The organism is Sphingopyxis sp. JAI108, from assembly GCF_013410105.1.
GTDB classification, from domain to species: Bacteria; Pseudomonadota; Alphaproteobacteria; order Sphingomonadales; family Sphingomonadaceae; genus Sphingopyxis; species Sphingopyxis chilensis.
Map to the genome: position 1 here is coordinate 638883 of NZ_JACCCJ010000001.1, position 25931 is coordinate 664813.

25 protein-coding genes are annotated in these 25931 nt (G+C 65.9%); 19 read left to right on the forward strand and 6 right to left on the reverse strand.

Annotation, left to right across the window (positions count from 1 at the left end; all coding sequences use genetic code 11):
- The first annotated feature begins 18 nt into the window (after positions 1-18).
- Both HDC29_RS03040 and HDC29_RS03045 read left to right on the forward strand, forming a co-directional pair.
- Positions 19-1158, forward strand: a complete 1140-nt coding sequence (locus tag HDC29_RS03040; RefSeq protein WP_179494251.1) for a DUF3667 domain-containing protein — start codon at positions 19-21, stop codon at positions 1156-1158.
- A 63-nt stretch (positions 1159-1221) separates the two neighbouring features.
- Positions 1222-2853: an alkaline phosphatase gene (locus HDC29_RS03045; protein ID WP_373562748.1), complete on the forward strand. Its 1632-nt coding sequence runs from the start codon at positions 1222-1224 to the stop codon at positions 2851-2853.
- Here HDC29_RS03045 and HDC29_RS03050 read toward each other — a convergent pair.
- Positions 2838-3740, reverse strand: coding sequence for a PD40 domain-containing protein (locus HDC29_RS03050; RefSeq protein ID WP_179494253.1), 903 nt, complete (start codon positions 3738-3740; stop codon positions 2838-2840). The two genes, HDC29_RS03045 and HDC29_RS03050, sit on opposite strands and share 16 nt — an antisense overlap.
- Before the next feature lie 115 nt (positions 3741-3855).
- Between HDC29_RS03050 and HDC29_RS03055 the strand changes: the two genes are divergently transcribed.
- Positions 3856-4272: an Lrp/AsnC family transcriptional regulator gene (locus HDC29_RS03055; protein WP_179494255.1), complete on the forward strand. Its 417-nt coding sequence runs from the start codon at positions 3856-3858 to the stop codon at positions 4270-4272.
- Positions 4273-4281: 9 nt separating this feature from the next.
- Here HDC29_RS03055 and HDC29_RS03060 read toward each other — a convergent pair whose 3' ends face one another.
- Positions 4282-4833, reverse strand: coding sequence for a RidA family protein (locus HDC29_RS03060; protein ID WP_218844289.1), 552 nt, complete (start codon positions 4831-4833; stop codon positions 4282-4284).
- A 48-nt stretch (positions 4834-4881) separates the two neighbouring features.
- Between HDC29_RS03060 and HDC29_RS03065 the strand changes: the two genes are divergently transcribed.
- Genes HDC29_RS03065 through HDC29_RS03075 form a run of 3 tightly spaced genes read left to right on the forward strand, consistent with a single transcriptional unit; the run spans position 4882 to position 5864 of the window.
- Positions 4882-5208: a helix-turn-helix transcriptional regulator gene (locus HDC29_RS03065; protein WP_218844290.1), complete on the forward strand. Its 327-nt coding sequence runs from the start codon at positions 4882-4884 to the stop codon at positions 5206-5208.
- Positions 5205-5627, forward strand: coding sequence for an SRPBCC domain-containing protein (locus tag HDC29_RS03070; RefSeq protein ID WP_179494257.1), 423 nt, complete (start codon positions 5205-5207; stop codon positions 5625-5627). Before HDC29_RS03065 ends, HDC29_RS03070 begins: the two co-directional genes overlap by 4 nt.
- Positions 5628-5648: 21 nt before the next feature.
- Positions 5649-5864 carry a hypothetical protein gene (locus HDC29_RS03075; protein WP_179494259.1) on the forward strand — a complete coding sequence of 72 codons (216 nt, stop codon included), beginning with the start codon at positions 5649-5651 and terminating at the stop codon, positions 5862-5864.
- A 4-nt stretch (positions 5865-5868) separates the two neighbouring features.
- Here HDC29_RS03075 and HDC29_RS03080 read toward each other — a convergent pair whose 3' ends face one another.
- Positions 5869-6792: a crotonase/enoyl-CoA hydratase family protein gene (locus HDC29_RS03080; protein WP_179494261.1), complete on the reverse strand. Its 924-nt coding sequence runs from the start codon at positions 6790-6792 to the stop codon at positions 5869-5871.
- A gap of 219 nt (positions 6793-7011) precedes the next feature.
- On the opposite strand from HDC29_RS03080, the gene purC reads away from it, so the two are divergent.
- Entirely contained in the window at positions 7012-7791 is a 780-nt protein-coding gene (purC, locus tag HDC29_RS03085) for a phosphoribosylaminoimidazolesuccinocarboxamide synthase (protein WP_037553641.1), read from the forward strand.
- A gap of 82 nt (positions 7792-7873) precedes the next feature.
- Here the strand turns inward: purC and HDC29_RS03090 are convergent, their stop codons facing one another.
- Positions 7874-9874 (reverse strand): lipoxygenase family protein, encoded by a 2001-nt coding sequence (locus tag HDC29_RS03090; protein ID WP_179494264.1) that lies wholly within the window; start codon positions 9872-9874, stop codon positions 7874-7876.
- Positions 9875-10060: 186 nt separating this feature from the next.
- On the opposite strand from HDC29_RS03090, the gene HDC29_RS03095 reads away from it, so the two are divergent.
- From HDC29_RS03095 to HDC29_RS03105, 3 genes are all read left to right on the forward strand, one after another.
- On the forward strand, positions 10061-11179 hold the full coding sequence (locus HDC29_RS03095; protein ID WP_257018011.1) for a diguanylate cyclase: 1119 nt from the start codon (positions 10061-10063) through the stop codon (positions 11177-11179).
- Between the two features lie 42 nt (positions 11180-11221).
- Entirely contained in the window at positions 11222-14116 is a 2895-nt protein-coding gene (locus HDC29_RS03100) for a pitrilysin family protein (RefSeq protein ID WP_179494266.1), read from the forward strand.
- A 133-nt stretch (positions 14117-14249) separates the two neighbouring features.
- Positions 14250-14822, forward strand: coding sequence for a superoxide dismutase family protein (locus HDC29_RS03105; protein WP_257018012.1), 573 nt, complete (start codon positions 14250-14252; stop codon positions 14820-14822).
- Positions 14823-14844: 22 nt separating this feature from the next.
- Here the strand turns inward: HDC29_RS03105 and HDC29_RS03110 are convergent, their stop codons facing one another.
- Complete coding sequence (locus HDC29_RS03110; protein WP_179494270.1) at positions 14845-16455, reverse strand: MFS transporter; 1611 nt, start codon at positions 16453-16455, stop codon at positions 14845-14847.
- Between the two features lie 108 nt (positions 16456-16563).
- On the opposite strand from HDC29_RS03110, the gene HDC29_RS03115 reads away from it, so the two are divergent.
- On the forward strand, positions 16564-17052 hold the full coding sequence (locus tag HDC29_RS03115; RefSeq protein ID WP_179494272.1) for a low molecular weight protein-tyrosine-phosphatase: 489 nt from the start codon (positions 16564-16566) through the stop codon (positions 17050-17052).
- On the opposite strand, the gene thpR is transcribed toward HDC29_RS03115, so the two are convergent.
- Positions 16962-17576, reverse strand: a complete 615-nt coding sequence (gene thpR, locus HDC29_RS03120) for an RNA 2',3'-cyclic phosphodiesterase (protein WP_179494274.1) — start codon at positions 17574-17576, stop codon at positions 16962-16964. The genes HDC29_RS03115 and thpR overlap by 91 nt on opposite strands.
- A 165-nt stretch (positions 17577-17741) precedes the next feature.
- On the opposite strand from thpR, the gene HDC29_RS03125 reads away from it, so the two are divergent.
- From HDC29_RS03125 to HDC29_RS03160, 8 genes are all read left to right on the forward strand, one after another.
- On the forward strand, positions 17742-18470 hold the full coding sequence (locus HDC29_RS03125; RefSeq protein WP_179494276.1) for a Bax inhibitor-1/YccA family protein: 729 nt from the start codon (positions 17742-17744) through the stop codon (positions 18468-18470).
- 235 nt (positions 18471-18705) lie between these two features.
- Positions 18706-19080 carry a BlaI/MecI/CopY family transcriptional regulator gene (locus HDC29_RS03130; protein ID WP_179494278.1) on the forward strand — a complete coding sequence of 125 codons (375 nt, stop codon included), beginning with the start codon at positions 18706-18708 and terminating at the stop codon, positions 19078-19080.
- A complete protein-coding gene (locus HDC29_RS03135; protein ID WP_179494280.1) occupies positions 19080-20795 on the forward strand; it encodes a M56 family metallopeptidase in 1716 nt (571 codons plus the stop codon). Before HDC29_RS03130 ends, HDC29_RS03135 begins: the two co-directional genes overlap by 1 nt.
- Positions 20796-20909: 114 nt before the next feature.
- Entirely contained in the window at positions 20910-21656 is a 747-nt protein-coding gene (locus HDC29_RS03140) for a hypothetical protein (RefSeq protein ID WP_179494282.1), read from the forward strand.
- Positions 21653-23752: a TonB-dependent receptor plug domain-containing protein gene (locus HDC29_RS03145; protein WP_373562749.1), complete on the forward strand. Its 2100-nt coding sequence runs from the start codon at positions 21653-21655 to the stop codon at positions 23750-23752. Before HDC29_RS03140 ends, HDC29_RS03145 begins: the two co-directional genes overlap by 4 nt.
- A gap of 17 nt (positions 23753-23769) precedes the next feature.
- The gene (locus tag HDC29_RS03150) at positions 23770-24147 is read left to right on the forward strand and encodes a reverse transcriptase-like protein (RefSeq protein WP_373562750.1); all 378 of its coding nucleotides are present in this window, start codon (positions 23770-23772) and stop codon (positions 24145-24147) included.
- 83 nt (positions 24148-24230) lie between these two features.
- The gene (locus HDC29_RS03155; RefSeq protein ID WP_179494284.1) at positions 24231-24719 is read left to right on the forward strand and encodes a hypothetical protein; all 489 of its coding nucleotides are present in this window, start codon (positions 24231-24233) and stop codon (positions 24717-24719) included.
- Positions 24720-24890: 171 nt separating this feature from the next.
- The gene (locus HDC29_RS03160) at positions 24891-25931 is read left to right on the forward strand and encodes a rod shape-determining protein (RefSeq protein WP_179494286.1); all 1041 of its coding nucleotides are present in this window, start codon (positions 24891-24893) and stop codon (positions 25929-25931) included.

Consider the following 25931-nt stretch of genomic DNA (forward strand, 5'->3'; position numbering starts at 1 on the left):
GCCTTTAGGCAGGGGGGCATGACAGGGGATATCGAGGGTATCGGGAGCGCGGTGACGGCGGGCCTCGCGGCGCGCGCGGTCGAACCGCGCCGCGGCGAGGGCGGAGCGCACGGCCAGGGGCCGCTGCGCTGCCTCAATTGCGGCACCAGCCTCGTCGGATCGCACTGCCATCATTGCGGCCAGCGCGCCGACGTGCATCGCAGTTTCGGCGCGATCGGGCATGACCTCGTCCATGCGATCTTCCATTTCGAGGGCAAGATCTGGAACACGCTGCCGCTCTTGACCTGGCGCCCCGGCGACCTGACGCGCCGTTATATCCATGGCGAACGCGCGCGCTTCATCTCGCCGCTCGCGCTGTTCCTGTTCGCGGTGTTCCTGACGTATGCGGTGCTCGCGATGGTCGGTAGCGGCGGCGGCGTCGGCGAGGAGCTCTCGAAGGCCGCGGCCGAGCAGACGCGCACCGCGGCGATCAAGGACAGCATGCAGGAGGAGGTCGACCGGGTCGACGCCGAACTGGCGAAGGCCGACCTGCCCGCCGCGCGGCGCGATGCGCTGAAGACCGAACGCGACGTGCTGCAGAAAAGCGCCGACTATCTCGGCATTTCGCGAAGCCGCAGCAAAGCCGAGCGCGATGCCGATCGTGCGGCGGGGCCGCCGGTCCTCGAAAATCCGGCCGATCAGGTCAAAACGAGCGCCGATTTCATCTCGCGCAACAAGGTCGATACGGGGGTGCCCTTCATCGATCATGGTCTGAAGAAGGCGTTCGCGAACCCTGCGCTGGTTCTCTACAAGCTCCAGGCGAACGCCTATAAATTCGCATGGGCGCTGATCCCGCTGTCGCTCCCCTTCATGTGGCTGCTCTTTCCGTTCAGCCGGCGCTTTCACACCTACGACCATTTCGTCTTCGTCACCTATTCGATTTCGTTCATGCTGCTCCTGTTCGTCGTGGTGCGATTGCTCAACCTGACGATCTTCGGCGAACTCGCGACCTTTTTCGCGATGCTCTATGTACCCTTCCACATGTACCGCCAGCTGCGCGGCGCCTATCGCTCGTCGCGGTTCGGGGCGCTTGTGCGCGCGACGCTGCTCCTCTTTTTCAGCCTGTTCGCGGTGATCTGGTTTATGCTGTTGCTGCTCGCGCTCGGGATCAGCGGCTAGCCCGGCACGAAGCTGTAACACGCAGCGGGCACAGCCGTCGGCGCGAGGCAGGAGGACAAGGCAGTGCATCAGCTGTGGAACGAAATCGATCGCCGCTTGCTCATCAAGCTCGGCACCGCGGGGCTTGCCGCGCTGTCCTTGCCCGGCGCTGCGCTCGCCGCCATGGCGCAGGGCTTCACTCACGGGGTCGCGAGCGGCGAGCCGGGAGCGAATTCGGTGCTGCTGTGGACGCGCTATGCCGCGGCCAGCGACACGGCGCTGACGATCGAGCTGTCCGACAGCGCCGATTTCGCCCGCGTCGTCGCGGGCGGCAGCGTCACCGCCAAAGCCGAGCGCGACCACACCGCAAAAATAACGGTGGACGGGCTCGAAGCCGGCCGCTGGTACTTCTACCGCTTCGTCGCGCCCGACGGGACGAAGTCGGTTACCGGCCGCACGCGCACGCTTCCCGCAGGGCCGACGCGCGCCTTCACGATCGCGCTCTTCTCCTGCTCGAACCTGCCGTTCGGCTGGTTCAACGCCTATGCCCATGCGGCGGCACGGAACGATATCGACCTCGTCGCGCATGTCGGCGACTATCTCTACGAATATCAGGTCGGCGATTATCCGTCGCCGAAGGACGCGCTGCCCGGCCGCGATATCCAGCCCACGCACGAGATGGTGAGTCTTGCCGACTACCGGCTGCGCTACGCCGCCTATCGCGCCGACGCGGACCTCCAACGCCTCCACGCGCTGTTCCCGATGATCGCCCAGTGGGACGATCATGAATTCGCGAACGACGTCTGGAAGGGCGGCGCGGAAAACCACAATGAAGGCGAGGGCGATTGGCGGGTTCGCGAAGAGGCGGCCGAGCGCGCCTATCGAGAATGGATGCCCGTCGCCGACACGCGCTGGCGCGACTATCAGGTCGGCGATCTCGCGACGATCTTCCTCCCCGAAACGCGCGTGACCGCACGCGACCGCCAGTATGAGATCGACGAGATCGTCGCGGGCGGCGGCGACCCGGCGGCGAAGCTCAAGCAATTCGCCGAAGGGGCCTATCGTGATCCTGCGCGCCAGATGATCGGCGCGCAGCAGGAGGCATGGCTGTTCGACGGCTTCGCCAGATCGACGCGCGCGGGAACGCGCTGGCAGGTCTGCGCGCAGCAGGTGGTGATGGGCAGCTTGTTCGCGCCGCCCGAGACGAAGGACTGGTTCGGTCCCGACCAGCCCGACCATGTCCGCCGCCGCGTCGAGACGGGGCAATTCGCGGCGAAGGCGGGGCTGCCGTTCAACCTCGACGCGTGGGACGGCTATCCGGCGGCGCGCTCGCGCCTGCTCGCCGCCGCGCAGCGCGCCGACGCCGACCTTGTCACGCTGACCGGCGACACGCACAATGCCTGGGCGTTCGACCTGGCGGAGGACGGGCGGCCCGCGGGGATCGAGATCGCGGGGCACAGCGTCACCTCGCCCGGCTATGAAAATTACACGAAGGGCGTCTCGGACGCGGCGCGCGTTTCGGCGCTGCGCCGTTCGTCGCCCGAACTCAAATGGGCGAATACCGAGGACCGCGGCTATGTGACGGTTCAGTTGACGCGCGAAAAGGTCACCGCGAACTGGCACAACGTCGAAACGATCCGCACCCATTCGCCCGCGCTGAAGGGCACGCACAGCATGACGGCGATGCGCGGGCGGCGAGCCTATGATGCGGCCTGATTGCGACAGTCGGGCGGCCAAGACCGGTGGGGATCGGTGACGAGGTCGATCAGGAACATTTCGCCCGACCGCGCGCCGTACCGCTGGGCAAAGAGCAGCCGGTCGCCCTTGGGTGACAGCAGCGGCCCGACCTGGAACTGATCGGGATCGGCGGGGATGCGGCCGGTTTCGATCCAGCGGTTGCCCTCGCGGCGATAACGATACAGATGCGACCGGTCGCCGCGGTCGGACACAGTGACCATCGTTTGTCCGTCGCGTGAAATCTCGGCTTCATAGTCATGGCCCGCGGTGCTGACCGGCGGGCCGACATTGGCGACGGTCCATTCACCCGGCCGGATCTCGGTCGCGACATAAATGTCGCCGCCGCCCGCGCTGCCCTTGCGGCTCGATCCGAAATATAGCCGCCCTGCGGCATCGGTTCGCGGCAGGAGCTCGGCGGCAGGCGAGTTGACGGGCTCGGGCAGGCGTTGCGGATCGCCCCACCGGCCATCGGGCGTGCGCTCGACATACCAGATGTCGAAATTATCGGTTTCGGGCGCGTGGCGCGTCGAAACATAATAAAGTCGCTTGCCGTCGGGCGCGATAGACGCATCAGCTTCGATAACGGGCAGTGGCTTTGCAAAGGATGGCGGCGTCGGCGCGCCCCACGCCCCCCCGGTGCAGCTCGATTGCATTAGTCGATAGCTGCCGAAATCCTTGTCCGCCGCAAGGTAGATCATCGTCTGTCCGTCGGGGGTGAAGGTAGGCGAGGATTCATAGCCCTCGCTTGAGATGGCGGCCGGGGTCCAAAGCATTGCGGCACCGGTTGCCGACGTGTCCGCGGCGGCGCTGCACGCGGACAGCGCGGTGGTACCAAACAGGATCGCGGCGCGGTCGATAAACGGCATGGACTTTTTCTCCGGCAAGACGCTAGCAGACGCGCGGCGCTTTTTGCCGAGCCGCGGATGCAACACCAGCGTCCGATCGGCGGCGCGGGCGCCATTATGGCGGCAGGGGAGGACAATGGACGCGATCGACCGGCAGATTGTGGCGATGCTGCGCGCCAATGCCCGTCTCCCGCTCAAGACGCTCGCCGCGACGGTCGGACTTGCGCGCAGCTCGGTGCGTGAGCGACTGTCGAAGCTCGAGGCGGCGGGAACGATCGGCGGCTATTATGCGCGCATCGTCAACGAAGGCGGGATTGCGGCGATCCTGCAGCTGCGGCTTGCGCGGACACCGTCGCCGGACATTATCGCGGCGATCACCGGCATGGCGGAGGTCGCGCGTTGCTATTCGTTGAGCGGCGAGATCGACCTGCTCGTCGAGATCGAGGCGGCCGATGCCGCGCAACTCAATGCCACGCGCGACCGGATCGCGACGATCGCGGGCGTCGAGGACACGACGACCGCGCTGATCCTGAAGCGCGACAAGGATCGCTAGGGTCCGGCCCTAGACGGCGGCGATCGCCTCGATCTCGAGCAGCCAGGCCTCGTCATAAATGTCTGCGATGATGATCGTCAGCGCGGGCGAGCAATCGCCAAGAACTTCGTGCCGGACCTTGTAGTTCGCTTCGCGATACTGGCGGTCGGACAGAAAGACGGTGACCTTGACGAGGTCTTGCAACGACATGCCGCCTGCCCGAAGCTGCGTTTCGACATTACGCCATACAAGCCGGCATTGGGACTCGAAGTCCGCAGGCACTTGGTCCTTCTCGTCGACCGGAATCTGGCCGCTGACGAACAGCCAGCGCGTCGGCGCCTCGGCCAGATGTGCTTGGGCATAGGAAACGCCGGTGGGATTGATCGCGCGGTTGGGCATGGTGGGTCTCGCAATTCCAAGGGAAGGGACGGCCAGGCCGGCCAGCGCCCCGCCGCAGAAGATACGGCGCGAGGGAAGGAGCGGAGGCGGGCCGGACGAGTTCACCGCCGCATCTAATGCGAAAACAACAGCCGGCTCCAGCGTCCGATAGGCGGCACCGCCGCCGCAACGGCGGCTTGACACCTATAACTATATGGTTATGGAAAATGCATAGCCAGAGAGTTATGTATTATGATGCAACCCATACCGGACCTCCTCTTCAAGGCGCTCGCGGATCCCAGCCGGCGTGGGCTCTTCGAACGGCTCTGTCTCGAAGGCGAGCAGACGGTCGGTGCGCTCACCGCAGGTGCGGGCATCTCGCAGCCTGCGGTTTCCAAACATCTCGGCCTGCTCAAGCAGGCGGGGCTGGTGCAGGGCCGCGGCGAAGGCCGCCAGACGCACTACAGTGCGCGGCGGGACGCGCTCGCGCCGCTCGTCGACTGGACAGGCCGCATGAACCGCTTCTGGGAAGCGCGGTTCGACGATCTCGAAGATTTGCTGGGAAGGATGGATCAATGAGTGAGAGCGACGTGCGCAGCGTGACCGTGGAGCGCGAAATCCCGCACCCGCCCGAAAAGGTCTGGCGCGCGTTGACGACGCAGCATCTGATCGAGGAATGGCTGATGAAGAACGACTTCGGTCTCGATCTCGGCCAACGCTTTCAGTTGCGCGGCGACTGGGGCCACGTCGACTGCGAGATCCTCGACATCGATCCGGGACGCAGCCTCTCCTACAGTTGGAATACCGCGCACGACGATCCGGCCTATCGCCTCGAAAGCACCGTCACCTTCACGCTCGAACCGACCCCTGCCGGTACCTTGCTGCGGATGGAGCAGGTCGGTTTCCGCCCCGACCAGAAGCAGGCCTTCGGCGGCGCGAAGGGCGGCTGGCCCATCCATCTCGAAAATCTCGAGAAGGTCGTGGCAACGCTCGACTGACAGTCAGACAGGGAGAATCTTATGAACTGGAGCCTGTGGATCCGGCAATTCCATCGCTGGGTATCGATTATCTTCTCGGCGATCGTACTCGCCATTTTCGTAATGCTCGGCGCCGGGCAGGAGCCCGCCCAGTGGGTCTATTACCTGCCGCTGCCGCCGCTCTTCCTGCTGATGTTCTCGGGCCTCTACATGTTCTTCCGGCCCTATTTCAGAAAGCGCGGCAGCGCGGCTGGTTGATCGCTCAACTATAGGGCGGCGTATCCTCGAACTCGGCGAACCACGGATAGTCGTTGGCAACGCTGACGGTGAAGTTCGCCGGACGCTTTTCGAGGAAGCTCGACACGCCCTCGGCGGCGTCGGCGCTGCGCCCGCGGGCAAAGATCGCGCGGCTGTCCCAGCGGTGCGCGCTCATCGGGTGCGGCGCGCCGAGCATGCGCCACAGCATGTGGCGGGTCAGCGCGACCGACACCGGCGCGCTATGGTCGGTCAGCTCGCGCGCCTTGGCGATCGTGGCGTCGACCAGATCGCCGGGCGTGTGGACCGATTGCACGAGACCTTTTTCATGCGCTTCGGCGGCGTCGATCAGACGACCCGAATAGCACCAGTCGACGGCATTCTGGATGCCGACGAGGCGCGGCAGGAACCAGCTCGACGCTGCTTCCGGCACGATCCCGCGCCGCGCGAAGACGAAGCCGTAGCGCGCCGTTTCGCTCGCGAGGCGCGCGTCCATCGACAATGTCATCGTCGCGCCGATGCCGACCGCGGCGCCGTTGATCGCGCCAAGCACCGGCTTCTTGCAGTCGAAAATCCGCATCGAAACGCGCCCGCCCGAATCGCGGATCAGCGGGTGTGACCAGTCGATCGTGCCGTCCTCGGCCACCGGGCTCGCCGACATGCCATCGGGCAGGATCGCCTGCTTGTCGGTGCGCTTGTCATAATCGAAGGTCGCCGCGCCTTGGCCGAGGTCGGCGCCGGCGCAATAGGCGCGGTCGCCAGACCCTGTGAAAATCACCGCGCGCACCGCGTCGTCGGCGTCGCATTCGTCGAGCGCAGCGACGATCTCGAGCATCATTTCGGTGGTGAAGGCGTTCATCCGGTCGGGCCGGTGGAGCGTCAGCAGGGCGATGCCTTCATGGCGATCGAGGCGAATCTGGTCGAAGCTCATCCATCTCTCTCCTTGATTTTGCCATAGCGTCGCAAGCGGTGGGCGGGATTGCAAGCACTTTACGTAAACGTAAAGCTGATGAGAATTGGCGGACAATGAAGCCGGGGATGACGCGCCCCTGCTTTGTCGCTATAGGCCGCCCGACCGCCCCGGCGCCGCGTCTCCACCTGAGTCGCTTGCCGGGGCCATTCATTTGGTTCCGACAGAAAGTAAGCGCCCATGGCCCGTCGCCGCCAGATCTACGAAGGCAAAGCCAAGATCCTTTACGAAGGCCCCGAACCGGGCACCTTGATCCAATATTTCAAGGACGACGCGACCGCGTTCAACGCGCAGAAGCGCGGGACGATCAACGGCAAGGGCGTGCTCAACAACCGGATTTCGGAGCATGTCTTCACGCTGCTCGGCAATATCGGCGTGCCCACCCACTTCATCCGCCGCCTCAACATGCGCGAGCAGCTGATCCGGCAGGTCGAGATCGTGCCGATCGAGGTGATCGTGCGCAATGTCGCGGCGGGCACGCTGTCGAAGCGTCTCGGGATCGAGGAAGGCACGCAGCTTCCGCGCACCCTGATCGAATATTGCTACAAGGACGACGCGCTCGGCGATCCGCTCGTCGCCGAGGAGCATATCGCCTGCTTCAACTGGTGCAGCCAGGACGAGCTCCACGACATCCAGGACATGGCGATCCGCATCAACGACTTCATGTCGGGCATGTTCGCCGCGGTCGGCATCCGCCTCGTCGACTTCAAGCTCGAGTTCGGCCGCCTTTATGAAGGCGACTTCAGCCGCATCATCCTCGCCGACGAGATCAGCCCCGACGGCTGCCGTCTGTGGGACATGACGACGAACGAAAAGCTCGACAAGGACCGCTTCCGCCGCGATCTCGGCGGCGAGGTCGAGGCCTATCAGGAAGTCGCGCGCCGGCTGGGCCTGATGCCCGAGGGCGGCGAGAATGCCGTGCTCGACCTCGAAAGCCACCGCAAGAAAAAGGGTAGCTGAGCCCATATGCACCCCGGCGAAAGCCGGGGCCCAGCTAAGCTGACAAAGAACCCCGGCTTTCGCCGGGGTTTTCATTTTTGCGTCAGATATTGATGCTCGTCGGGATCAAACTCGGCTGCAGGTAAGGGTAGGGCTGCATCCGCTCGCTATTGCGCGCCACAATCTCAGCCTCGACGCCCGCAAGCGCGGCCTTGAACCACGCCAGCGGGCCCTCGGCGCCCGTCACGCGCGGGTCCTGGAACCACAGCGGATAGGGAAAGGCGTTGCTGCGATAATCGCCGAGCGGGCGGTAGTGGACCGACCCCAACAGTTCCAGCACATTGAGCTGTTCGAGCGCGAGCGCCATCGGCGGCATCATCGCGAGCCAGCCCGCCTTGTCGTGACCGCGCTGGCCATTGGGCGCCGCCTGCCATCCCGCGCCCGTGACGGCGGGGGAAAAGGCCATGATGTCCTTTTGCGGGAAATTGACCGCGGCGTGCTGCGCGCTCGCGGTGAAGATCACCATCGCGCAGATTTCGACAAGCCGCGCGCGGGTCGTGACGGGGCCGAAGCCCTTGATCTTCGCTTCGCCCGCGAGGCACGCTGCCCAGGCGGCGAGCTCGGTATCGGCTACGACGTCGGCGTCATGCGCATAATAAAGATCGATATATTGCCGCGCCCATTCGTGGATCGCGTCCCACACAAGCAGTGCGTCGTCGCGATAGGGATAATCGGCGAGCGCCGAGTCGACGCCCACGCCGCGTTCTGCAAAGTCGGCGTGCGGCATCTTGCCGTAAAAGTCGAATGCCAGCCGCGCATCGACGGCAGCGAGCTGGCTCGACGCGATCGAGCCCGCGAAAATATGGTCGATCGGGCCGTCCGCTGCGATCAGCGACGTTGCCGCCTGTTCGTTGATGAACAAGGTGCCCTCGAAATGCGGGACAAGCAGCGCCCAGACCGGATGGACTTCGGCAAGATGGCGGTGCGTCGCGACCGCGAACGCCTCGATCACCAGATGGGTGCGCGCGAGATGCGCGAACAGCTCGTGATAATTGCCGTCGGCGACCTGCACGATGAATTTCGCCATTTCCCATCCCCATAGCTTGTCGAAGGTCGGCGAGGGGGTGAAGATCGGCCAGTCGGCGGGGTCCTGCCCGCACTGGATCGCTACCGGCACCGCCGACGAGCCGCCCGGGGGCACCGCGAACAGAGCCATCGGCTGCCAGGCATATTTGGCAAGGCTGCCGTAAGTGCCTGGGTCGAGGACCTCGAGCGGCTTGTAGTCGAGCATGAACAGGCGCCTGTCGGCCAAGGCCGCCGCCAGCGTATCGCCATTGACGACCGCGGCATATTGGGCGCCGCTCAGCGGGAAGTTCGCGGGCAGCGCATCGCCGGCCGCGGCGATCAGCATGCAGTTCGGCCCCTGCACGCGCAGCCGCGCGAACTCGGCATCGTCTTGAAACATATAGCTGACGCCCGGAACCGGCAGCGTAGCGAACAGCGCGCGATACGCCTCGACGCTCCGCGGCGTCTTGCTGCCGAGGCTGGTGGCCTCTTCGACCTTCATCAGATCCTCAAGCCGCTCCTTATAGCCTTTGAGCAACGCGATATGCGCGTCGCGCTCGGCGGCGGCGACGGCATTCTCGACGTCGCCGACGATGTGTTCGAAGATATTGCCGCCGGTGTGGACGCCATGCTCGGCCGCGACCTTGGCGGTCGACGCTTCGATCGCGTCGCATTCGGTGAGCGCGGCTTCATAGGTGGCGCGCGAGCTGTCGAGTTCGCTCCCCAACTCCCCCGCGTCGACGCCGGCAAGCTTCACCGTCAAAGCGTTCCGAACAATGCCCAGCCCGACGCCGATCAGGATCACGAACCAGGCGATCGTCGGCTCGTCATTCTTCGGAACGGTCGTGGCGAGCGGCACGCCGGGCAGGGTCGGGACGTCCGTCGTCCATGTGTAAACGGACTGGGTAGCGGCCAGCTGCGCCGCGCGCGCCGCCTGTTGCGCGGGCGTATCGTCCTGCGGAAGCGTCGGGGAGGCGGACGGCATCGGCACCGCCGGCGCGGCGCCGGATGGTTCGAGTTGCGGCATCGGGTAAGACATGGCGTGGCCTCCTGTCGGGCGCGAAACTAGGGGTCCGCTTGTCGGCGAACATGGTTAATATTTCGCAAGTCATCTGGCTCGGACGCGCGCCTAGGCCCGTGATAAGACAAGATTTCGTTCCTTAACCCCTGCTTTACCCGGCCTTGCTATCCCGCCCCCATGACGGGGGTCTATCATACACTGCAGATGCGGTTCTTTCCGCCGATTCCGGACGCGATCAGGGACGATATCGCGTTGCTGCGCGCCAATCGCGTCGAAACGCTGACGCCGATGCTGTTCCTGATGCTGGCGGCGACGACGCCGACCGCCATCTATGCCGGGGTCGACAGCGTGCATCCGGTGATCCGCATCGGCTTTCCCGTGATCCTCGCGGTCGTCGGCATCCTCGGCTTCCTGTTCCTGCGCCACAATCGCGGCCGCAGGATGAGCCCGCGCCGCGCGCGGCGCGTCATTCGCGAGGCGAGCTGGGTGTCGGGCATCACCGGCGCGATGTGCAGCCTGTGGACGGTGGCCAACTGGCTCGCGGCGCCGCCTGAGACGCACAGCTATTATGCGATGATCATGGCGATGGGGTCGCTCGCGACCGCTTACTGCCTGTCGTCGATCCGCTTCGCGACCTTCCTCAACCTCGGTGTCGGGCTCGGACCGGTGTCGGTGCTAATGCTGACCTCGGGCAATCCGCCCGAAATCGCGGCGGGCACTAGCCTCGTCATCGCGACCCTGTTTCTGCTGCGCATGGTGGTGCAGCAGCACGGGCAGGTGATCGACCTGCTCGAATTGCAGCGCCAGATGCGCGAACTCGCGCACACCGACCCGCTCACCGGCCTCGCCAACCGCCGCGAATTCGACCTGCGGCTCGACGAGGAAATCGCCAAGGCCGACGCGACGACCCCGTTCGCGATCGCGCTGCTCGACCTCAACGGGTTCAAGCCGATCAACGATCAGCACGGCCATGCGATCGGCGACGGCGTCCTGTGCGAGCTTGCCGCGCGGCTGCGCCGCAGCTGCGGCAGCCACGCGATCGTCGCGCGTCAGGGCGGCGACGAATTCGCCATCCTCGTGCCCGCCGGCTCGCCGTTGCTCGGCACGGCGCTCGCCGACCATATCCTCGCCGCGCTGGCGGCACCGTACCGCATAGACGGGCGGTCGATCGGCGTCGGTGCGGGCGTCGGCACCGCGAGCTGGCCCGAACATGGCACAACCGCGCGCGACCTGTTCGAAGTCGCCGACCGCGCGCTCTATGCGGCGAAGGCCGCCAATCGCGCCCATATGTCGTCTGTCGAAAGCGTCGACCGGGTCGCGTGACGACGGCTTGACCGTCCGCGGGGTGGCGGCCACATCGGGACCATGACCAAAAACCTCGTTCGGCGCGCCTCGACCGCGCTGTCGCCACTCGTCCTCCTCATCGCCACGACTGCTCCGGCTTATGCCGGGGAAGCGTCCGCGAAGGCGGCGGCGACCACGACAGTCAACCCGCAGGATGCGGCGGCAAACGCATGGAATTTCGTCGCCAGCGACATTCCGGTCGACCCGAACATCGTCTTTGGCGTGCTGCCGAACGGGATGAAATATGCGCTGCTGAAAAACAGCACGCCCAAGGACAGCGTCGTGCTCCGCATGCGCTTCGACGTCGGCAGCTTCGCCGAAGCCGACGACCAACGCGGCCTCGCCCATTTCCTCGAACATATGGCGTTCAACGGTTCGACCCATGTGCCCGAGGGTGAGATGATCAAGCTGCTCGAACGCAAGGGGCTGGCGTTCGGCGCCGACACCAATGCCTCGACCGGGTTCGACGAGACGGTCTACAAGCTCGACCTGCCGGGTGCGTCGGACGATTTGATCGACACCGGGCTGATGCTGATGCGCGAGGCGGCGAGCGAGCTGACGATCGATCCCGCCGCAGTCGACCGCGAGCGCGGCATCATCCTCTCCGAACGCCGCGCGCGCGATACCTACCAACTGCGCAGCCTGATCGACCAGCTCGACTTCCAGATGAAGGGGATGACGGTGGCAAGCCGCATCCCCGTCGGCACCGAAGAGGTGATCCGCACCGCGCCCGCGGCGCGGCTTCGCGACCTTTACGACCGCTATTACCGGCCCGAGCGCGCGACGCTGGTGATGGTCGGCGATTTCGACCCTGCGGCGGTCGAGGCGAAGATCAAGGCGCGCTTTGCGGACTGGAAGGGGCGCGGCCCCGCGGGCGCCGATCCCGATATCGGCAATGTCGACTATGCCCGTCCCGCCGCCGCCGACGATTTCGTCGATCCCGCGATCCAGGATTCGGTGACGATCGCGCGCTTCAAGCCATGGGTGGACGAGCGCGATACCAAGGCGAAGCGCGCCCGCAAGCTGGCCGAGGATGTCGGTGAGGCGATCGTCAGCCGCCGGCTCGCGAAGATCGCGCTCCGGGAAGATTCGCCGATCCTCACCGGCTATTTCAGCGACGCCGAGGGGTGGAAGATTTTCGATCAGGTCACCGTCGGCGCGGTCGCGAAGGAAGGCGCGTGGAAAGAGGCGCTCGCGCTCATCGAGCAGGAACAACGCCGCGCGATCGAACATGGCTTTACCCAGGCCGAGGTCGATGAGCAGCTCGCGATCCGCCGCACCGCGTTCCGGAATGCCGTCGCGGGCGTGACGACGCGGCGCAGCGAGACGCTCGCCGACGCGCTGGTCGCGGCGGCCGAGGGCGATTTCGTCTTCACACGCCCCGAAACCTCGCAGGCGCTGTTCGAGGCCGTCGCGCCGTCGCTCGACGCCGCCGCGGTCACCGCCGCCTTTCGCAAGCGGATGGAGGGGCTCAGCCCGCCGCTCGCGCGTGTGACAACGAAAAAACCGGTGGAGGGCGGCACCGCGGCGATCCTCGCCGACCTCCAGGCATCAGCCAAGGTCGCGGTCGCCGCGCCTGCCGAGGCCGCGACCGCCGCCTTCGCTTACGATGATTTCGGCACGCCAGGAAAAATCGTCAGCGACGAACGCGTCGAGGACCTCAATATCCGCCGCATCCGCTTCGCCAACAATGTGATGCTCAACATCAAGACGACCGATTTTCAGAAGGACAAGGTCATGGTGTCGCTGCGCGTCGACGGCGGCAACCTGCTCGCGACGAAGGGCGATCCGACGAAGGTGTCGCTCGCGGGTTCGCTGATGCTCGGCGGGCTGGAAGCGCACAGCTATGACGAACTGCGCTCGATCCTCGCGGGCAAGACCATCAGCCCCGTCTTCGGCAATGCCACCGACAGCTTTGGCGGCAGCGCGGTGACCTCGCCCGAGGATTTCGCGCTGCAGGCGAAGCTGATGGCCGCCTATTTGATCCATCCCGGCTATCGCGCCGACGGGCTCGCGCTGATCCGCCGCGTGCTGCCGCAGCAATATGCCGCGAACGACGCGACCCCGGCGGCGGTGATCGGCCGCGATGCGGGCGGCATTCTCGCCAACGACGATCCGCGGTCGCAGACGCCGCCGCTCGACAAGGTGATGGCGCTCGACTGGGCGCAGCTCGAACCCGCGATCGCCGACAGCTTCGCGCACGGCGCGATCGAGATCGGCGTCGTCGGCGACATCGGCGAACAGGCGGCGATCGACGCGATCGCGGCGACCTTCGGCGCCTTGCCCGAGCGGCGCGCCGCCTTCGACCCGCGCGCCGACGCGCGCGTCCGCGAATATGCGACCGACCGCAGCGAACGCACGTTGATCCACAAGGGGCCGGCCGAGCAGGCGGAACTGCGCGTTTATTGGCCCGCGCGCGATGATAGCGACCTCGCCGAGGCGATGCGCCTGAACCTTCTCGCGCGCGTGATGCAGCTCAAGCTGACCGAGGAGCTGCGCGAGCGGCTCGGCGAAAGCTACAGCCCCGGCGCGGCGGCAAGCCTGTCGGACGAATTTCCGGGCTATGGCCACATCTTTGCCGCGAGCAATGTCGATTATAAGGATTTGGCGACGACCCGCGCGGCGATTTTCGCCATAGCGAAGGAATTCCGCGATACGCCGGTCGACGCGGACCTGCTCGACCGCGCACGCCGGCCGCTGGTCGAGGCGATGGTGAAATCGCGGCGCGAGAACAGCTATTGGCTGAACTATGTCGCGGAGGCGGCAACGCACGCCGACCGCCTCGACCGCAGCCGCAACGGCATCGCCGAGGTCGAAGCGGCGACCCCGGCCGAGTTGCAGACGCTCGCGCGCCGCTACCTCGCCGACGACAAGGCGCTGGTGATCAAGGCGGTCAGCGACAAGGCGGGGCGCTGATCCCGGCGTTTCGCGCGTCCCAAACCCGACTATGCCCTTGGAACCGCCGCCAAATACGGGCATCGTCGGTGAACGGATCGACACACGCCGACGCGGCGTCCCGATTCCGGTGGTCAAGACAGGGAGCAGCAAGATGACGACGGGTTCGCACGAGAAGAATTTCATCGCCCGGGGGTTTGTTCTCGCCGGGGCGCTGGCGCTCGCGGGCTGCGCCGGGATGGGCGGTAAATCGACGAGCACGTTGCCCCCGGCCGACGCCTATGCCCCGCTTGTCGATTCGAAGGGCGCCGATCGCGGCCGCGCCGATATCTATCGCGACACGTCGGGCCTGCGTATCGAACTTGTCGCGCGCGGTTTCGGCCCCGGCACCTATGGCATGCACGTGCACGCCGTCGGCCAGTGCACGCCGCCCGACTTCGCGAGCGCGGGCCCGCACTGGAACCCGACCGGCGCGCAGCACGGGCGCGAAAATCCGATGGGCGCGCACCATGGCGACCTACCCAACCTCGTGATCGAACCCGACCAGATCGGCCGCGCGACCTTGCGTCTCGTCGGGTCGCGCTTCGAAGGCGACGGCGGGCTGCTCGACGCCGATGGTGCCGCTTTCGTCATCCATGCCGGGCCCGACGATTACAAGACCGACCCCAGCGGCAACAGCGGCGGCCGCGTCGCCTGCGGCGTGATCGTTCGCGGCAGCGGCGACTGACGCCGCCGCCTGCGCGCCGGGTCTAGGCCGGCGCGCCCGCCGCGCGAGCCCGCTCGGCGATCGTCGCTTCGGCCTGCGGTACCGCGCGATAGGCATAGAGCAGCAGCGCGACCGCGATCGGCGCGACTCCGATCAGCGACAATATGCCCGTGCGCAGGTCGCCGACGGGCTTGCCGTCGACGATCGTGCCCGCGAGGTCCGAAATCTGCCCGACCAGATAGGGGCCGAAGGACAGGCCGACGAGCGTCGTGCCGAGGAAGAAGGCGGCGGTTGCCGTGCCGCGCATCCGCGGCAGAACCAGATCCTGCGTCGTCGCCGCCGCCGCGCCGAGGGCTGCCGCGCCGAACATGCCGGCCAGGAAGTTCATGACATAGAAGATCGTACCGCTCTCGGTCGTATAGCCGATCCAGATCGGGATGATCGGCGCGATGACGCCGAACAGGATCATGAGGATGCGCCCCGCGGGATTGCGGGCGCGCAATGCGTCGGCGAGGCGGCCGCCGATGATCACCCCGACGAAGCCGGCGAGCGCGCCATTGGCGCCGAGGATGAAGGCGAGCTCCTGCTTGGGCAGCCCCAGCACGATCTCGGCATAGGGGGCCGACCAGAAGGCGAGCCCGTACGCCGCGAGCGCGACGAGGCCATAGCCCAGCGTCGTGCAGATGAACGCCGGCGTGCCCCAGATCAGCCGGAAGGTCGCGGGATCGTGCGCGCGGAGCGCGCACGCCCAGGAAAAGACTGCATAATAGCCGAGCGCGACCGCCGACCATTGCGGGAAATTGCCGGTCAGCGCGATCATCCACCAGGCGAAGGCGGCGATTGCGGCGGCGAAACCGGCATTGATCGCCAACGCCGCGGGGCCGCGTCTCGCCGCTCCGAGCAGCGTCAGCGGCGGCACGATCATTGCCAGATCCTTGCCGAACTCGCGGAAGGGCGTCGGCGAACTCGGGCTCGGCGTCCCGTCCATCGCCCCGCGTACGGGCTCGCGCAAGCTGGCGACCCACAGCGCGAGCAGCAGCCCGGGGATGCCGACCGCGAGGAAGGCTGCCTGCCAGCCGACGAGACCCATCGGGCCGCCCGCCGGATAGGACCGGTTCCAAGCCTCGACGATCAGCGCGCCGATGAACAGCGACACGCCGCCGCCCAGATAGAGCCCCGACGAATAGATGGCGAGCGCGGTCGCCTTCTGTTTTTTGGGGAAATAGTCCGAAATCAGCGAATAGGCGGTGGGGCTCGCGGTCGCTTCGCCGACGCCGACGCCCATGCGCGCGAGCGTCAGGGTCAGCTGGTTGTAGGCCATGCCCGACAATGCGGTCATCGCCGACCATAAAGTCAGCCCGATCGACAGCAGCTTCACGCGGTTCCAATTGTCGGCGAGGCGGCCGAGCGGGATGCCGAACAGCGCATAAAAGACCGCGAAGGCGGCGCCGCCGAGGAAGCCCATGTCGCCGTCGGACAGGCCGAGGTCGGCCTTGATATCGACCGCGAGGATACTGATGATCTGCCGGTCGATGAAATTGAGGATATAGACGACGACGAGCACCGACAGGACGTACCAGCTGTAACCCGTGGCTTTGGGCTCGGCGGCGGCGGGCGCACCGGACATGTCATTTTCGCTGGCGGTATCAGCCATCTGGCAACCTTCTCCCTGACCCTCTATCTGTTATGCGTCATGGCTAGCAGAGCCGCGCCACGGCGCAAGTTGAAAGTCGGTTCAACTTTATGGAGCGATATCGGCTATATGCGTGAAGATCGAAAAGTTGCGAAACCGGCGATCCTCTTCCTCTGCCTCGGCAACATCTGCCGCTCGCCCCTCGCCGAAGCCGCCGCCCGTGCGGCCTTCGCGCACGCCGGCATCGACGCGGTGCTCGATTCGGCGGGGACGGGCGACTGGCACGTCGGCCACGCCCCCGACGACCGCGCGCAGGCCGAGGCGCTGCGCCGCGGCATCGACATATCGGACCTGCGCGCGCGCCAATTGTCATCGGACGATTTCTATCGCTTTGACCTGATCCTTGCGGCCGACCAGACGAATCTGCGCGACGCGCGGGCGATCCGCCCTGGGGATGCGACCGCCGATCTCAGGCTGATGCTCGACCTCATCCCCGGACGCGGCGGTGAGGGCGTCACCGACCCCTATTATGGCAAGGACGACGGCTTTGCGACGACGTGGGATGATGTCGCTGGGGTCGCCGCGGCGCTCGTCGCGGAATTTTCTTCCAGCGGATAACGTACGACGGGGTGATAGCGCGAGCCGCCGTGGCCCATCTCGCTTTCGTACAGCGTGACATGGCCGAATTCGAACGGCGGGCTCGCGAGATCGCTGTTCATCGCCAAGAATGGGGCGACCGGCCCCGACCCGCGGTTGAGCCGCGCCAGCGTGATATGCGGCAGAAAGGCGCGCGATTCGGGTGAGACGCCAACGCGCGCGAGCAACTGATCGACCTTGCGGTGCAGCGCGGCGAGCGGCTCATGCGGCTCGACACCCGCCCAGACCATATGCGGGCGACCCTGCCGCTCGAACAGGCCTGCCCCGGCGATGCGCGCACCGATTGCGGGGGCATGGAGCGCCCCGAGCGCCGCGGCGATATCTTCCGCCAAGTGATGATCGACCTCGCCGATGAAGCGCAGCGTCAGGTGCAATTGCTCGTCGCTCTGCCAGCGCGCGCCCGAAATGCCGTGCATCGCGGCGATCAAAAGTTGGCGGACCGGACGCGGCGGGCGCAGCGCGACGAAGAGGCGGTGCGTGGACATGCCGGGCAGCATAAGCGGCGATGTTTCGGACCGCGACCCCTAACTGTTCGCGGCATAATTGTTGCTGGAATATTGCTGATGTCCGGTTTCGCTTGAAACCCGCGGGGAAACTCCCGATATTGCTGCTTACGGCCGGTATGGGCTGGCCGGTTATGGAGATGAAAAATGGCGAATTGGAACGACCCCAATATGGCGGCTTCCGGTTTCGGGGCCGGCGCGAACGCAATGGACCAGGCCGTCGATGCCGGCCTGCGGTCGTACATGCTGTCGGTTTACAATTATATGGGCTCGGGCGTGCTGCTGACCGGCATCGTCGCGATGCTGGCGTTCAACTCGGGCTTTACCGCCTCGCTGATCGGCAGCCCGCTGATGTGGGTGGTGATGCTCGCGCCGCTGGCCTTCGTGCTGGTGCTGAGCTTTGGCATCAACAAGCTGTCGACCGGCGCCGCGCAGGCGCTGTTCTGGGTCTACGCCGCGGTGATGGGCCTGTCGATGTCGACGATCTTTCTGGCCTTCACCGCCTCGTCGATCGCGACCACTTTCTTCGCGACCGCGGCGGCCTTCCTCGGTCTCAGCCTCTATGGTTATACGACCAAAAAGGATTTGTCGGGCTTCGGCACCTTCCTGATCATGGGTGTCGTCGGCATCCTCGTCGCGATGCTGATCAACATGTTCGTGCAGTCGACCGCGCTCAGCCTTGCGATCAGCGTGATCGGCGTGCTGCTCTTTGCGGGCCTCACCGCCTATGACACGCAGAAGATCAAGAGCATGTATTTCTATGTCCGCGGGACCGACTTTGTCGGCAAGTCGGTGATCATGGGCGCGCTGACGCTCTATCTCGACTTCGTCAACATGTTCACCTTCCTGCTCAACCTGATGGGCAACCGCGAATAAGCGGACGGACAGGATCAAGTTACAACGGAGCCCGGCGGAGCGATTCGCCGGGCTCTTTTTTTGGCGAGCGGGGCGACAGGGGCTTTCGCCCATATCTCGCGTCGGGGGCCGCGTGACGGCTCGCCCGGCCAAGCCGCAGTTCGACGAACCACGTGTATTATTCGAACAAAACCCCTTGCCAAGCATGCGCTACAAATGTAGCACGCTACAAATGTAGCGCATGAGGTGATTCGAAATGCTGTCCAGTCTACCCCCGCGGGAACGCGAGATCGTCGATATCCTGTACGAGCGCGGTGCTTCCACGGTCACCGAGATCGGCGACGCGCTCGCCGATCCGCTGTCGGGTTCGGCGATCCGCGCGATGCTGAAGCGGCTCGAGACCAAGGGCTTTGTCGTGCGCGAGGCGTCCGAACGCGGCTTCGTCTATGCGCCGAGCGTGTCGGACAAGACCGCGCGCAAATCGGCGCTGAGCCAGGTCGTGCGCGTCTTCTTCAACGGATCGGCGACCAGCGCAGCCGCGGCGCTGCTCGGCATGCAGGACGAGATGACGGGCGACGAACTCGACGAACTTGAAAAAATGATCGCCAAGGCGCGCGAAGGGAGAGGGTGATGCTGACCGCCGCCATGTTGCTGGGCCTCGCCTGGAAATCCGTCGTCGTCGCGGGCGTGACGCTCGGGCTGCTCCGCCTCGCGCGGGCACGTTCGGCGGGCGAGCGGTCGATGATCGCGCATGCCGGGCTCGCGGCGCTGCTCGCCTTGCCCGCCGCGATCCTTTCGCTGCCGCAATGGGCCCCGCTGCCCGCGAGCTGGTTCGCCGCGCCGGCGGTGGAGATGGTGACAACCGGGGGATCGGCGATCGATCCGGCCCCCGCCACGACTTCAGTCCCTGTCGTGGTGGATACGGCCGGATCGACGCCGATCGTAATGGCATGGAGCGACCTTGCCCCCTTTCTCTACCTTGTCCCGCTCGCGTTGCTGTCGGGAGTGATGGCGCTGGCGGTGGTGCGGCTGTTCGCGATGCGCCGCCGCGCGGAGATATTGGTCGAAGGATCGTGGCTGTCGGCGCTCGCGGAGGCGCAGCGGCGCATGGGGTTCAAGCATGGCACCGCGCTGCTGGTCAGCAACGAGCTGCGCTCGCCGATCAGCTGGGGCGTGCTGCGCCCGACGATCGTGCTGAGCCCGAAGGCCGTCGCGGCGGCGGGCGAAGCCGAGGCGATCATCGCGCACGAGCTGGCGCATGTTGCGCGGCTCGACTGGGCAAAGCTGCTTGGTGCGCGCGTTGCCTGTGCGGTCTTCTGGTTCAATCCCCTGGTGTGGATGCTGGCGCGCGAAAGCCATCAATTGCGTGAGGAAGCCGCCGACGACGCGGTGCTGATGGCCGATATCGACGGTCCCGATTATGCGACCCTGCTCGTCGGTGCGGCGCGCCACGACAATCAGGGGACGCTGCTCGCCGCGCATGGCGTCGCGCCGGGCAAGGACAGCCTCAAACGGCGGATCACGCGTGTGCTCGACGGCAGCCTCCGGCGCGGCCCCGCGAGCGCAAGCTGGATATTGATGAGCCTCGTCGTACTGGCCGGCGTCACCGCGCCGCTCGCCGCCTTCTCGGCGACGGCCAAGCCCGAGGCGGCGACCGGCGTCCACACGGTTGCCGCCTCGACCACCACGAAGACGGCCGTGACTTCGCAGGCGGTTGCGGTTGCGAAAAACGCTGCGGTCGAGGGGAGTGCGACGGCGACGTCAAAGCCGCTGACCGCCGAACAGCTGGTAGGGATGCGCGCGGTCGGCGTGACTCCCGAATATGTCGAGAAGCTGCGCGAGAATGGCGGGTCGATGGATGCCGACGACATCATCTCGGCCAAGGCAAGCGGGATCGATCCTGCCTACATCAGGCAGATGCGCGCCATCATTCCCGGCGCCGGTTTCGACGATCTGGTGGGCGCTCGCCATGTCGGGGTCGATGCGGCATTCGCACGCGACATGCGCTCGCACTTTCCGGGGGTCGGCATCGACGATCTGATCGCGCTGAAGGCGATGGGGGTCGACTGCGATTTCGTCACCGAGATGAAGAGATCGGGCGTGAAGATGCGCGACGCCGACGACGCAATCGAACTGCGCGCGACGGGCGGGGTCCGCCCGGTGGCGAGGGCTCGCGCCGCGGCGACGCCGCAGCCGGTCGCGAGGGCCGTCCGCGGCGGCGACGTCGCCGTCGTCGACATGGAACGCGGCGTGATCGAGGCGCGCCGCGCCGACGGCCGCACCGCCCGGATCGAATTCCCGGCAATGCCCCAGCCTCCGGCGCCGCCGCCGTCCCCGGACGACTGACGCCCGACCGTTCATCCGAACGCGCCGACGATTAATCGAAACCTTGTTTGAAAAATGCCGCTGCGGCGGCGAGCGATGACGCTCGCCTGGCGCACGGAGGGAGGAGTGCACCAAATGAAGGCTTTGTATTTTGCAGGCGGCGCCGCGTTGCTGTCGATCTTCGCCTGTTCGGCGCCGACCGCCGCCGCCGATCCGCTGGTGCTGACCGATGTGCGCTGGGTTGCCGAGCCCGCGAGCGGAAAGAAAGGCGCCCCGCGCATTCGCATCCAGCACAGGAAGTCGAGCAGCGACCAGACGTTCGACGGCTCGCGGTCCTATTTTGCGAAAGCCGAAGTTGCGCTCTCGCGCGAGACGCCGGGGCCGGTCCGCTTTGAGGTCGCGCACGACGCCGGCACCTTGTCGTGCACCGGCACGCTGACCCGCGCTTTCGACGGGGGTGGCGAATGCCGCTTTACCTCCGATCCGGCGTTCGAAAGGGCGCTGGGCGAACGCGGCCTCGCGCCCGAGCAGCGTTCGAGCTTGCTCGCGATGCTGCTTGTCGACGCGTCGATCGAACTCGCCGACGGGCTGACGCGCGAAGGCGTGCGACCGAAGGACGCCGATGACCTGATCGCCGCCGCCGCGCTCGATGTGCGGCCCGAATATGTGCGCGACCTCAGGTCCGAGGCGCTCGTGCTGACCGATGTCGAGGATGCGATCGCTTGCAAGGCGCTGGGCGTTGACGGCGCTTATGTCCGCGGGCTCGCCGCGGCGGGATACCGGAAGCTGACCGCCGACGAGGTGGTCGGCATGAAGGCGCTGGGCGTGACGGGCGAATATGCGCAGGCGATGAACCGCGCGGCGGGGGGACAATCCAAGTGAAACGATGGACCAGCTTTGCGGCGATTGCGGGCGCGCTTTCCACGCCGGCGCTTGCACAGGAAGCGGCCGCGCCGAGCGGCGACACGCCGCCACCCGCAGCGACCGAGGTTGCTCCCACCGCCACCACCCCCGCACGGCAAGTCTATACCCCCGCCGACTTCGCGCGCTACGCGCCCGTCAACGCTTATGACATGCTTGCCCAGGTTCCGAGTTTCCAGATCCGCGACAATGAACTGTTGCGCGGGCTGGGGCAGGCCACGGGCAACGTTCTGTTCAATGGCGAGCGGCCGTCGAACAAGGCCGACGACATGTATACGCAGCTGTCGCGCATTCCTGCCGGCAATGTGGAACGGATCGAGATCGCCGATGGCGCGACGCTCGATATCCCCGGATTGTCGGGGCAGGTCGCCAATATCGTCTATCGCGCCGACAGTTTTTCGGGGCAATTTTCGTGGAAGCCGCAGTTTCGGCCGCATTACACCGATCCGCTGTTCACCCGCGGCGACGTGTCGGTGCGCGGGCGGTCGGGCGATGTCGAATATGAGGCATCGCTGAATAACGACGATTCGGCGCGTAGCGGCGCGGGCGGCCCGACGCTGATCTATGACAGCGCGGGCAATATCATCGAGCGGCGCAAGGATATATGGCACACCCATTATGACACGCCGAAGCTGTCGGGACGCATCACCTGGGATCCGGCGGGCGACACCGTCGCCAATCTCGGCGGCCATTATCAGCGCAAATATGACCGCTATTACGAGGACGGCGTGCGTACGGGGCCGGGGCTGCCCGACAGCGTCCGCACCGTGCGCGACAATGCCGATAGCTGGAATTACGAACTCAGCGGCGACTGGCAGTTCGGCCTTGGCCCCGGAAAGCTCAAGCTGATCGGACTGCGCCGCTTCAGCCATGAACCATATTCGTCGGAAGTGGTATCGACCCCGGATGACGGCCCCCCTGCGATCGGCGATCGTTTTGCGCAGGTGGGCGACCTCGGCGAGACGATCGGGCGCGGCGAATATCAGTGGCGGATGTTCGGAGGCGATTGGCAATTGTCGGGCGAGGCGGCGTTCAACACGCTCGATAATGTCGCTTTTATCGGCGTGCTCGATCCTTCGGGCGACTTCGTCGAACAGCCGTTCGCCGGCGGCACCGGCGGGGTGAGCGAGGATCGCTACGAAGGACTTTTGAGCTTTGGCCGCAAGCTGACCGGCAAGCTCAATTTCCAGATCGTCGCGGGTGCCGAGCACTCGACGATAACGCAGACAGGGGCAAACGGCCTGACGCGCAGCTTTTTCCGGCCCAAGGGGTCGATCTCGCTTGCCTGGACGCCGTCCGCCGATTTCGACGTTTCGGTGAAGCTCAGGCGGCGGGTTCTCCAGCTTTCCTTCTATGACTTTCTTGCCCGCGCCTTCCTCAACGACGGCAACCAGAATGAGAGCAACAACGACCTGCGCCCGCAACAGGACTGGACCTATGAGGGCGAGATCAACAAGAAGCTCGGCCCATGGGGATCGACGAAACTGATCTTCATCTATCGCGATGTCGAGGATCGCGTTGATGTGATCCCGGTCGGCGAAACCGGCGAGGCGGTCGGCAATATCGCGAAGGCCAAAGCGGGGGCGATCGACTGGACCTCGACCTTCAATCTCGATCCCGCGGGGCTCAAGGGAGTGCGCCTCACCACGCGCCTGCTGCTTCAGAAAAGCTCGCTGCGCGATCCGTTCACCGGCGAAAAGCGCCAATGGAGCGGTTTCACCGACTCTGTCGTCGAGCTCGGCCTGCGTCACGATATCCCCGCGAGCGACTGGGCGTGGGGTGGCGACCTCGAATATGCCCATTACCAGCCCAATTATCGCCGGAACCAGACCGACAAGGTCTGGGAAGGGCCGGTATGGGCGTCGCTGTTCGTCGAGAACAAGGATGTGTTCGGCCTCACCGTCCGCGCCCAGGTTTCGAACATGGTCAATGCGCGATCGAAACGCGACCGCATCGTCTATACCGGGGTACGCGGCGATAGTCCGGTTTCCTTCATCGAACAGCGCGACCGGCTGATCGGGCCGATCTTCGCCTTTTCGGTGCGCGGGACATTCTGATCGTTTAGGACAATCCGGTGACGACGCGCCGCATCAAAATCTATTTCGACGGGGGCTGCCGGCCCAATCCCGGGCGGATGGAAACCGCCGTCGTGACCGGCGGTGCGGCGGTGGTCGTGCGCGACGCGGGGATAGGCAGCAGCATGGATGCCGAGTGGCTCGCGCTGATCGCAGCGCTTCGGCTGGCGCAGGACATGCGGCTGACCGATTTCATCCTGCTCGGCGACGCGGCGGCGGTCGTGGCGCAAGCGAACGGCACGGTGCGCGCGCGTGGCGAAGCGGCGGAGCATCTCGCCCATTTCCTGGCACTCACCGGCGACGGGCCGGTGCCCGCCGTGCGCCATATCAAGCGAACACAGAATCTGGCAGGAATCGCGCTCGCGCGCGGACGATAGCGCACCGAAAGACTGTCCACGCGCATCACTTGTTGTTAAGTGCTGGTCGCCTATCCTTGGCCACCCAATGGAAGACCAGCGCGTTGAAGCCGACCCATCCCTTGCCTGTCCATCACAGCTGGCCGCTCTACGAGCGTGAGCGCTTTTTCGAGCTGGGGCGGCTGCACCGCTGCGAAACGCTCGATCCGATCCCCGACGTTGTGGATGTCGCCGCGCGGTTGGCGCCAGCAGCCGTCCGCGTCGGGCAATGGGAATGCGACCTCACCGACAAGGACCGGCTGAGCTGGTCGGAGGAAGTCCATGACATTTTCGGTATCCCGCGCGGCGCGGCGGTGGCGCGCGGCGAGGCCGTCGCGCTCTATGCCGAGGGATCGCGCGCGGCGATGGAGAAACTCCGCGCCTATGCGATCCGCCATCGGCGCGGCTTTACCCTCGACGTCGAAATCTGCCCGGCGCAGGCGCCGCGCCGCTGGATGCGGCTGATCGCGGCGCCGGTGTGTGAGGGTGATCGGATCGTCCGGTTGCAGGGTCTGAAATTTCTCGTTCCGGATTCGGCTGGTCCCGAATTTTGAACCGATCGATCAACCGAGCCTGAGAAACAACCGTTCTGGCAGTATTGACTGCCGCTTTCGTTGACGCGTCTGCGGCTTCGACGCAGTCGATCATGGGACCAGACGTTGAGGGCGCCGAAGGGCCAGCACGCCTGATCCTTCCATTCATTCCCGAAGGCATTTGCCCCGCATATGAAGTTTTTTAATCGCTTTGCGTCGGCCGCGCACAATATGGCTATCGATCTGGGTACCGTGAACACCGTCGTTTATGTGCGCGACAAGGGCATCGTGTTGAACGAACCGTCGGTGGTTGCGCTGGAAACGCGCGATGGCGTCCGCCGGGTCAAGGTCGTCGGCAATGAAGCCAAGCTGATGATGGGCAAGACCCCCGACAATATCCAGGCGATCCGCCCCTTGCGCGACGGCGTGATCGCCGACATCGACGTAGCCGAACAGATGCTGAAGCATTTCATGGACAAGGCGCAGGGCGGCCCCAGCCGCTTCGTCCAGCGCAGCCACGTCGTGATCTGCGTCCCGGCGGGCTCGACGATGGTCGAGCGCCGCGCGATCCGCGACGCCGCGAGCAATGCCGGCGCGGCGTCGGTGCAGTTGATCGAGGAATCGCTCGCCGCCGCGATCGGCGCCGGCTTGCAGGTCGCCGAGCCGCGCGGGGCGATGGTCGTCGACATCGGCGGCGGCACGACCGAAGTTGCGGTCCTGTCGCTGAGCGGCATCGCCTACAGCAATTCGGTGCGCGTCGGCGGCGACAAGATGGACGACATGATTTCGTCGTTTATCCGCCGCAAGCATAATCTGATGATCGGCGAAATGACCGCCGAGCGCGTCAAGCTGACGATCGGCTGCGCGACGCCGCCCGCGGGCGACGGCATGGTGATGGGGGTCAAGGGCCGCGACCTGGTGACCGGCCGTCCGGCCGAGGTGCGGGTGACCGAGGCCGAAATCGCCGAGGCGCTCGCGGAGCCGGTCGGACAGATCGTCGGCGCGGTGCGCGCGGCGCTCGAACAGACGCCGCCCGAACTCTCGGCCGACATCATCGACGAGGGTATCACGCTGACCGGCGGCGGCGCGCTGCTGCGCCGTATGGACGAAGCGATCGCGCGCGCGACCGGGCTGCCCGTCGTGGTTGCCGACGATGCGCTGATCTGCGTCGCGATGGGCGCCGGGCGTGCGTTCGAGGACCGCACCTATCACGGCGTGCTGATCGCGGCCTGA

Coding starts and splice junctions, on each gene's coding strand:
- HDC29_RS03040 (WP_179494251.1), top strand. CDS start 19: ATGACAGGGGATATCGAGGGTATCGGGAGCGCGGTGACGGCGGGCCTC.
- HDC29_RS03050 (WP_179494253.1), bottom strand. CDS start 3,740: ATGCCGTTTATCGACCGCGCCGCGATCCTGTTTGGTACCACCGCGCTG.
- HDC29_RS03055 (WP_179494255.1), top strand. CDS start 3,856: ATGGACGCGATCGACCGGCAGATTGTGGCGATGCTGCGCGCCAATGCC.
- HDC29_RS03065 (WP_218844290.1), top strand. CDS start 4,882: ATGATGCAACCCATACCGGACCTCCTCTTCAAGGCGCTCGCGGATCCC.
- HDC29_RS03070 (WP_179494257.1), top strand. CDS start 5,205: ATGAGTGAGAGCGACGTGCGCAGCGTGACCGTGGAGCGCGAAATCCCG.
- HDC29_RS03075 (WP_179494259.1), top strand. CDS start 5,649: ATGAACTGGAGCCTGTGGATCCGGCAATTCCATCGCTGGGTATCGATT.
- HDC29_RS03080 (WP_179494261.1), bottom strand. CDS start 6,792: ATGAGCTTCGACCAGATTCGCCTCGATCGCCATGAAGGCATCGCCCTG.
- purC (WP_037553641.1), top strand. CDS start 7,012: ATGGCCCGTCGCCGCCAGATCTACGAAGGCAAAGCCAAGATCCTTTAC.
- HDC29_RS03090 (WP_179494264.1), bottom strand. CDS start 9,874: ATGTCTTACCCGATGCCGCAACTCGAACCATCCGGCGCCGCGCCGGCG.
- HDC29_RS03095 (WP_257018011.1), top strand. CDS start 10,061: ATGCGGTTCTTTCCGCCGATTCCGGACGCGATCAGGGACGATATCGCG.
- HDC29_RS03100 (WP_179494266.1), top strand. CDS start 11,222: ATGACCAAAAACCTCGTTCGGCGCGCCTCGACCGCGCTGTCGCCACTC.
- HDC29_RS03105 (WP_257018012.1), top strand. CDS start 14,250: ATGACGACGGGTTCGCACGAGAAGAATTTCATCGCCCGGGGGTTTGTT.
- HDC29_RS03110 (WP_179494270.1), bottom strand. CDS start 16,455: ATGGCTGATACCGCCAGCGAAAATGACATGTCCGGTGCGCCCGCCGCC.
- HDC29_RS03115 (WP_179494272.1), top strand. CDS start 16,564: ATGCGTGAAGATCGAAAAGTTGCGAAACCGGCGATCCTCTTCCTCTGC.
- thpR (WP_179494274.1), bottom strand. CDS start 17,576: ATGTCCACGCACCGCCTCTTCGTCGCGCTGCGCCCGCCGCGTCCGGTC.
- HDC29_RS03125 (WP_179494276.1), top strand. CDS start 17,742: ATGGCGAATTGGAACGACCCCAATATGGCGGCTTCCGGTTTCGGGGCC.
- HDC29_RS03130 (WP_179494278.1), top strand. CDS start 18,706: ATGCTGTCCAGTCTACCCCCGCGGGAACGCGAGATCGTCGATATCCTG.
- HDC29_RS03135 (WP_179494280.1), top strand. CDS start 19,080: ATGCTGACCGCCGCCATGTTGCTGGGCCTCGCCTGGAAATCCGTCGTC.
- HDC29_RS03140 (WP_179494282.1), top strand. CDS start 20,910: ATGAAGGCTTTGTATTTTGCAGGCGGCGCCGCGTTGCTGTCGATCTTC.
- HDC29_RS03160 (WP_179494286.1), top strand. CDS start 24,891: ATGAAGTTTTTTAATCGCTTTGCGTCGGCCGCGCACAATATGGCTATC.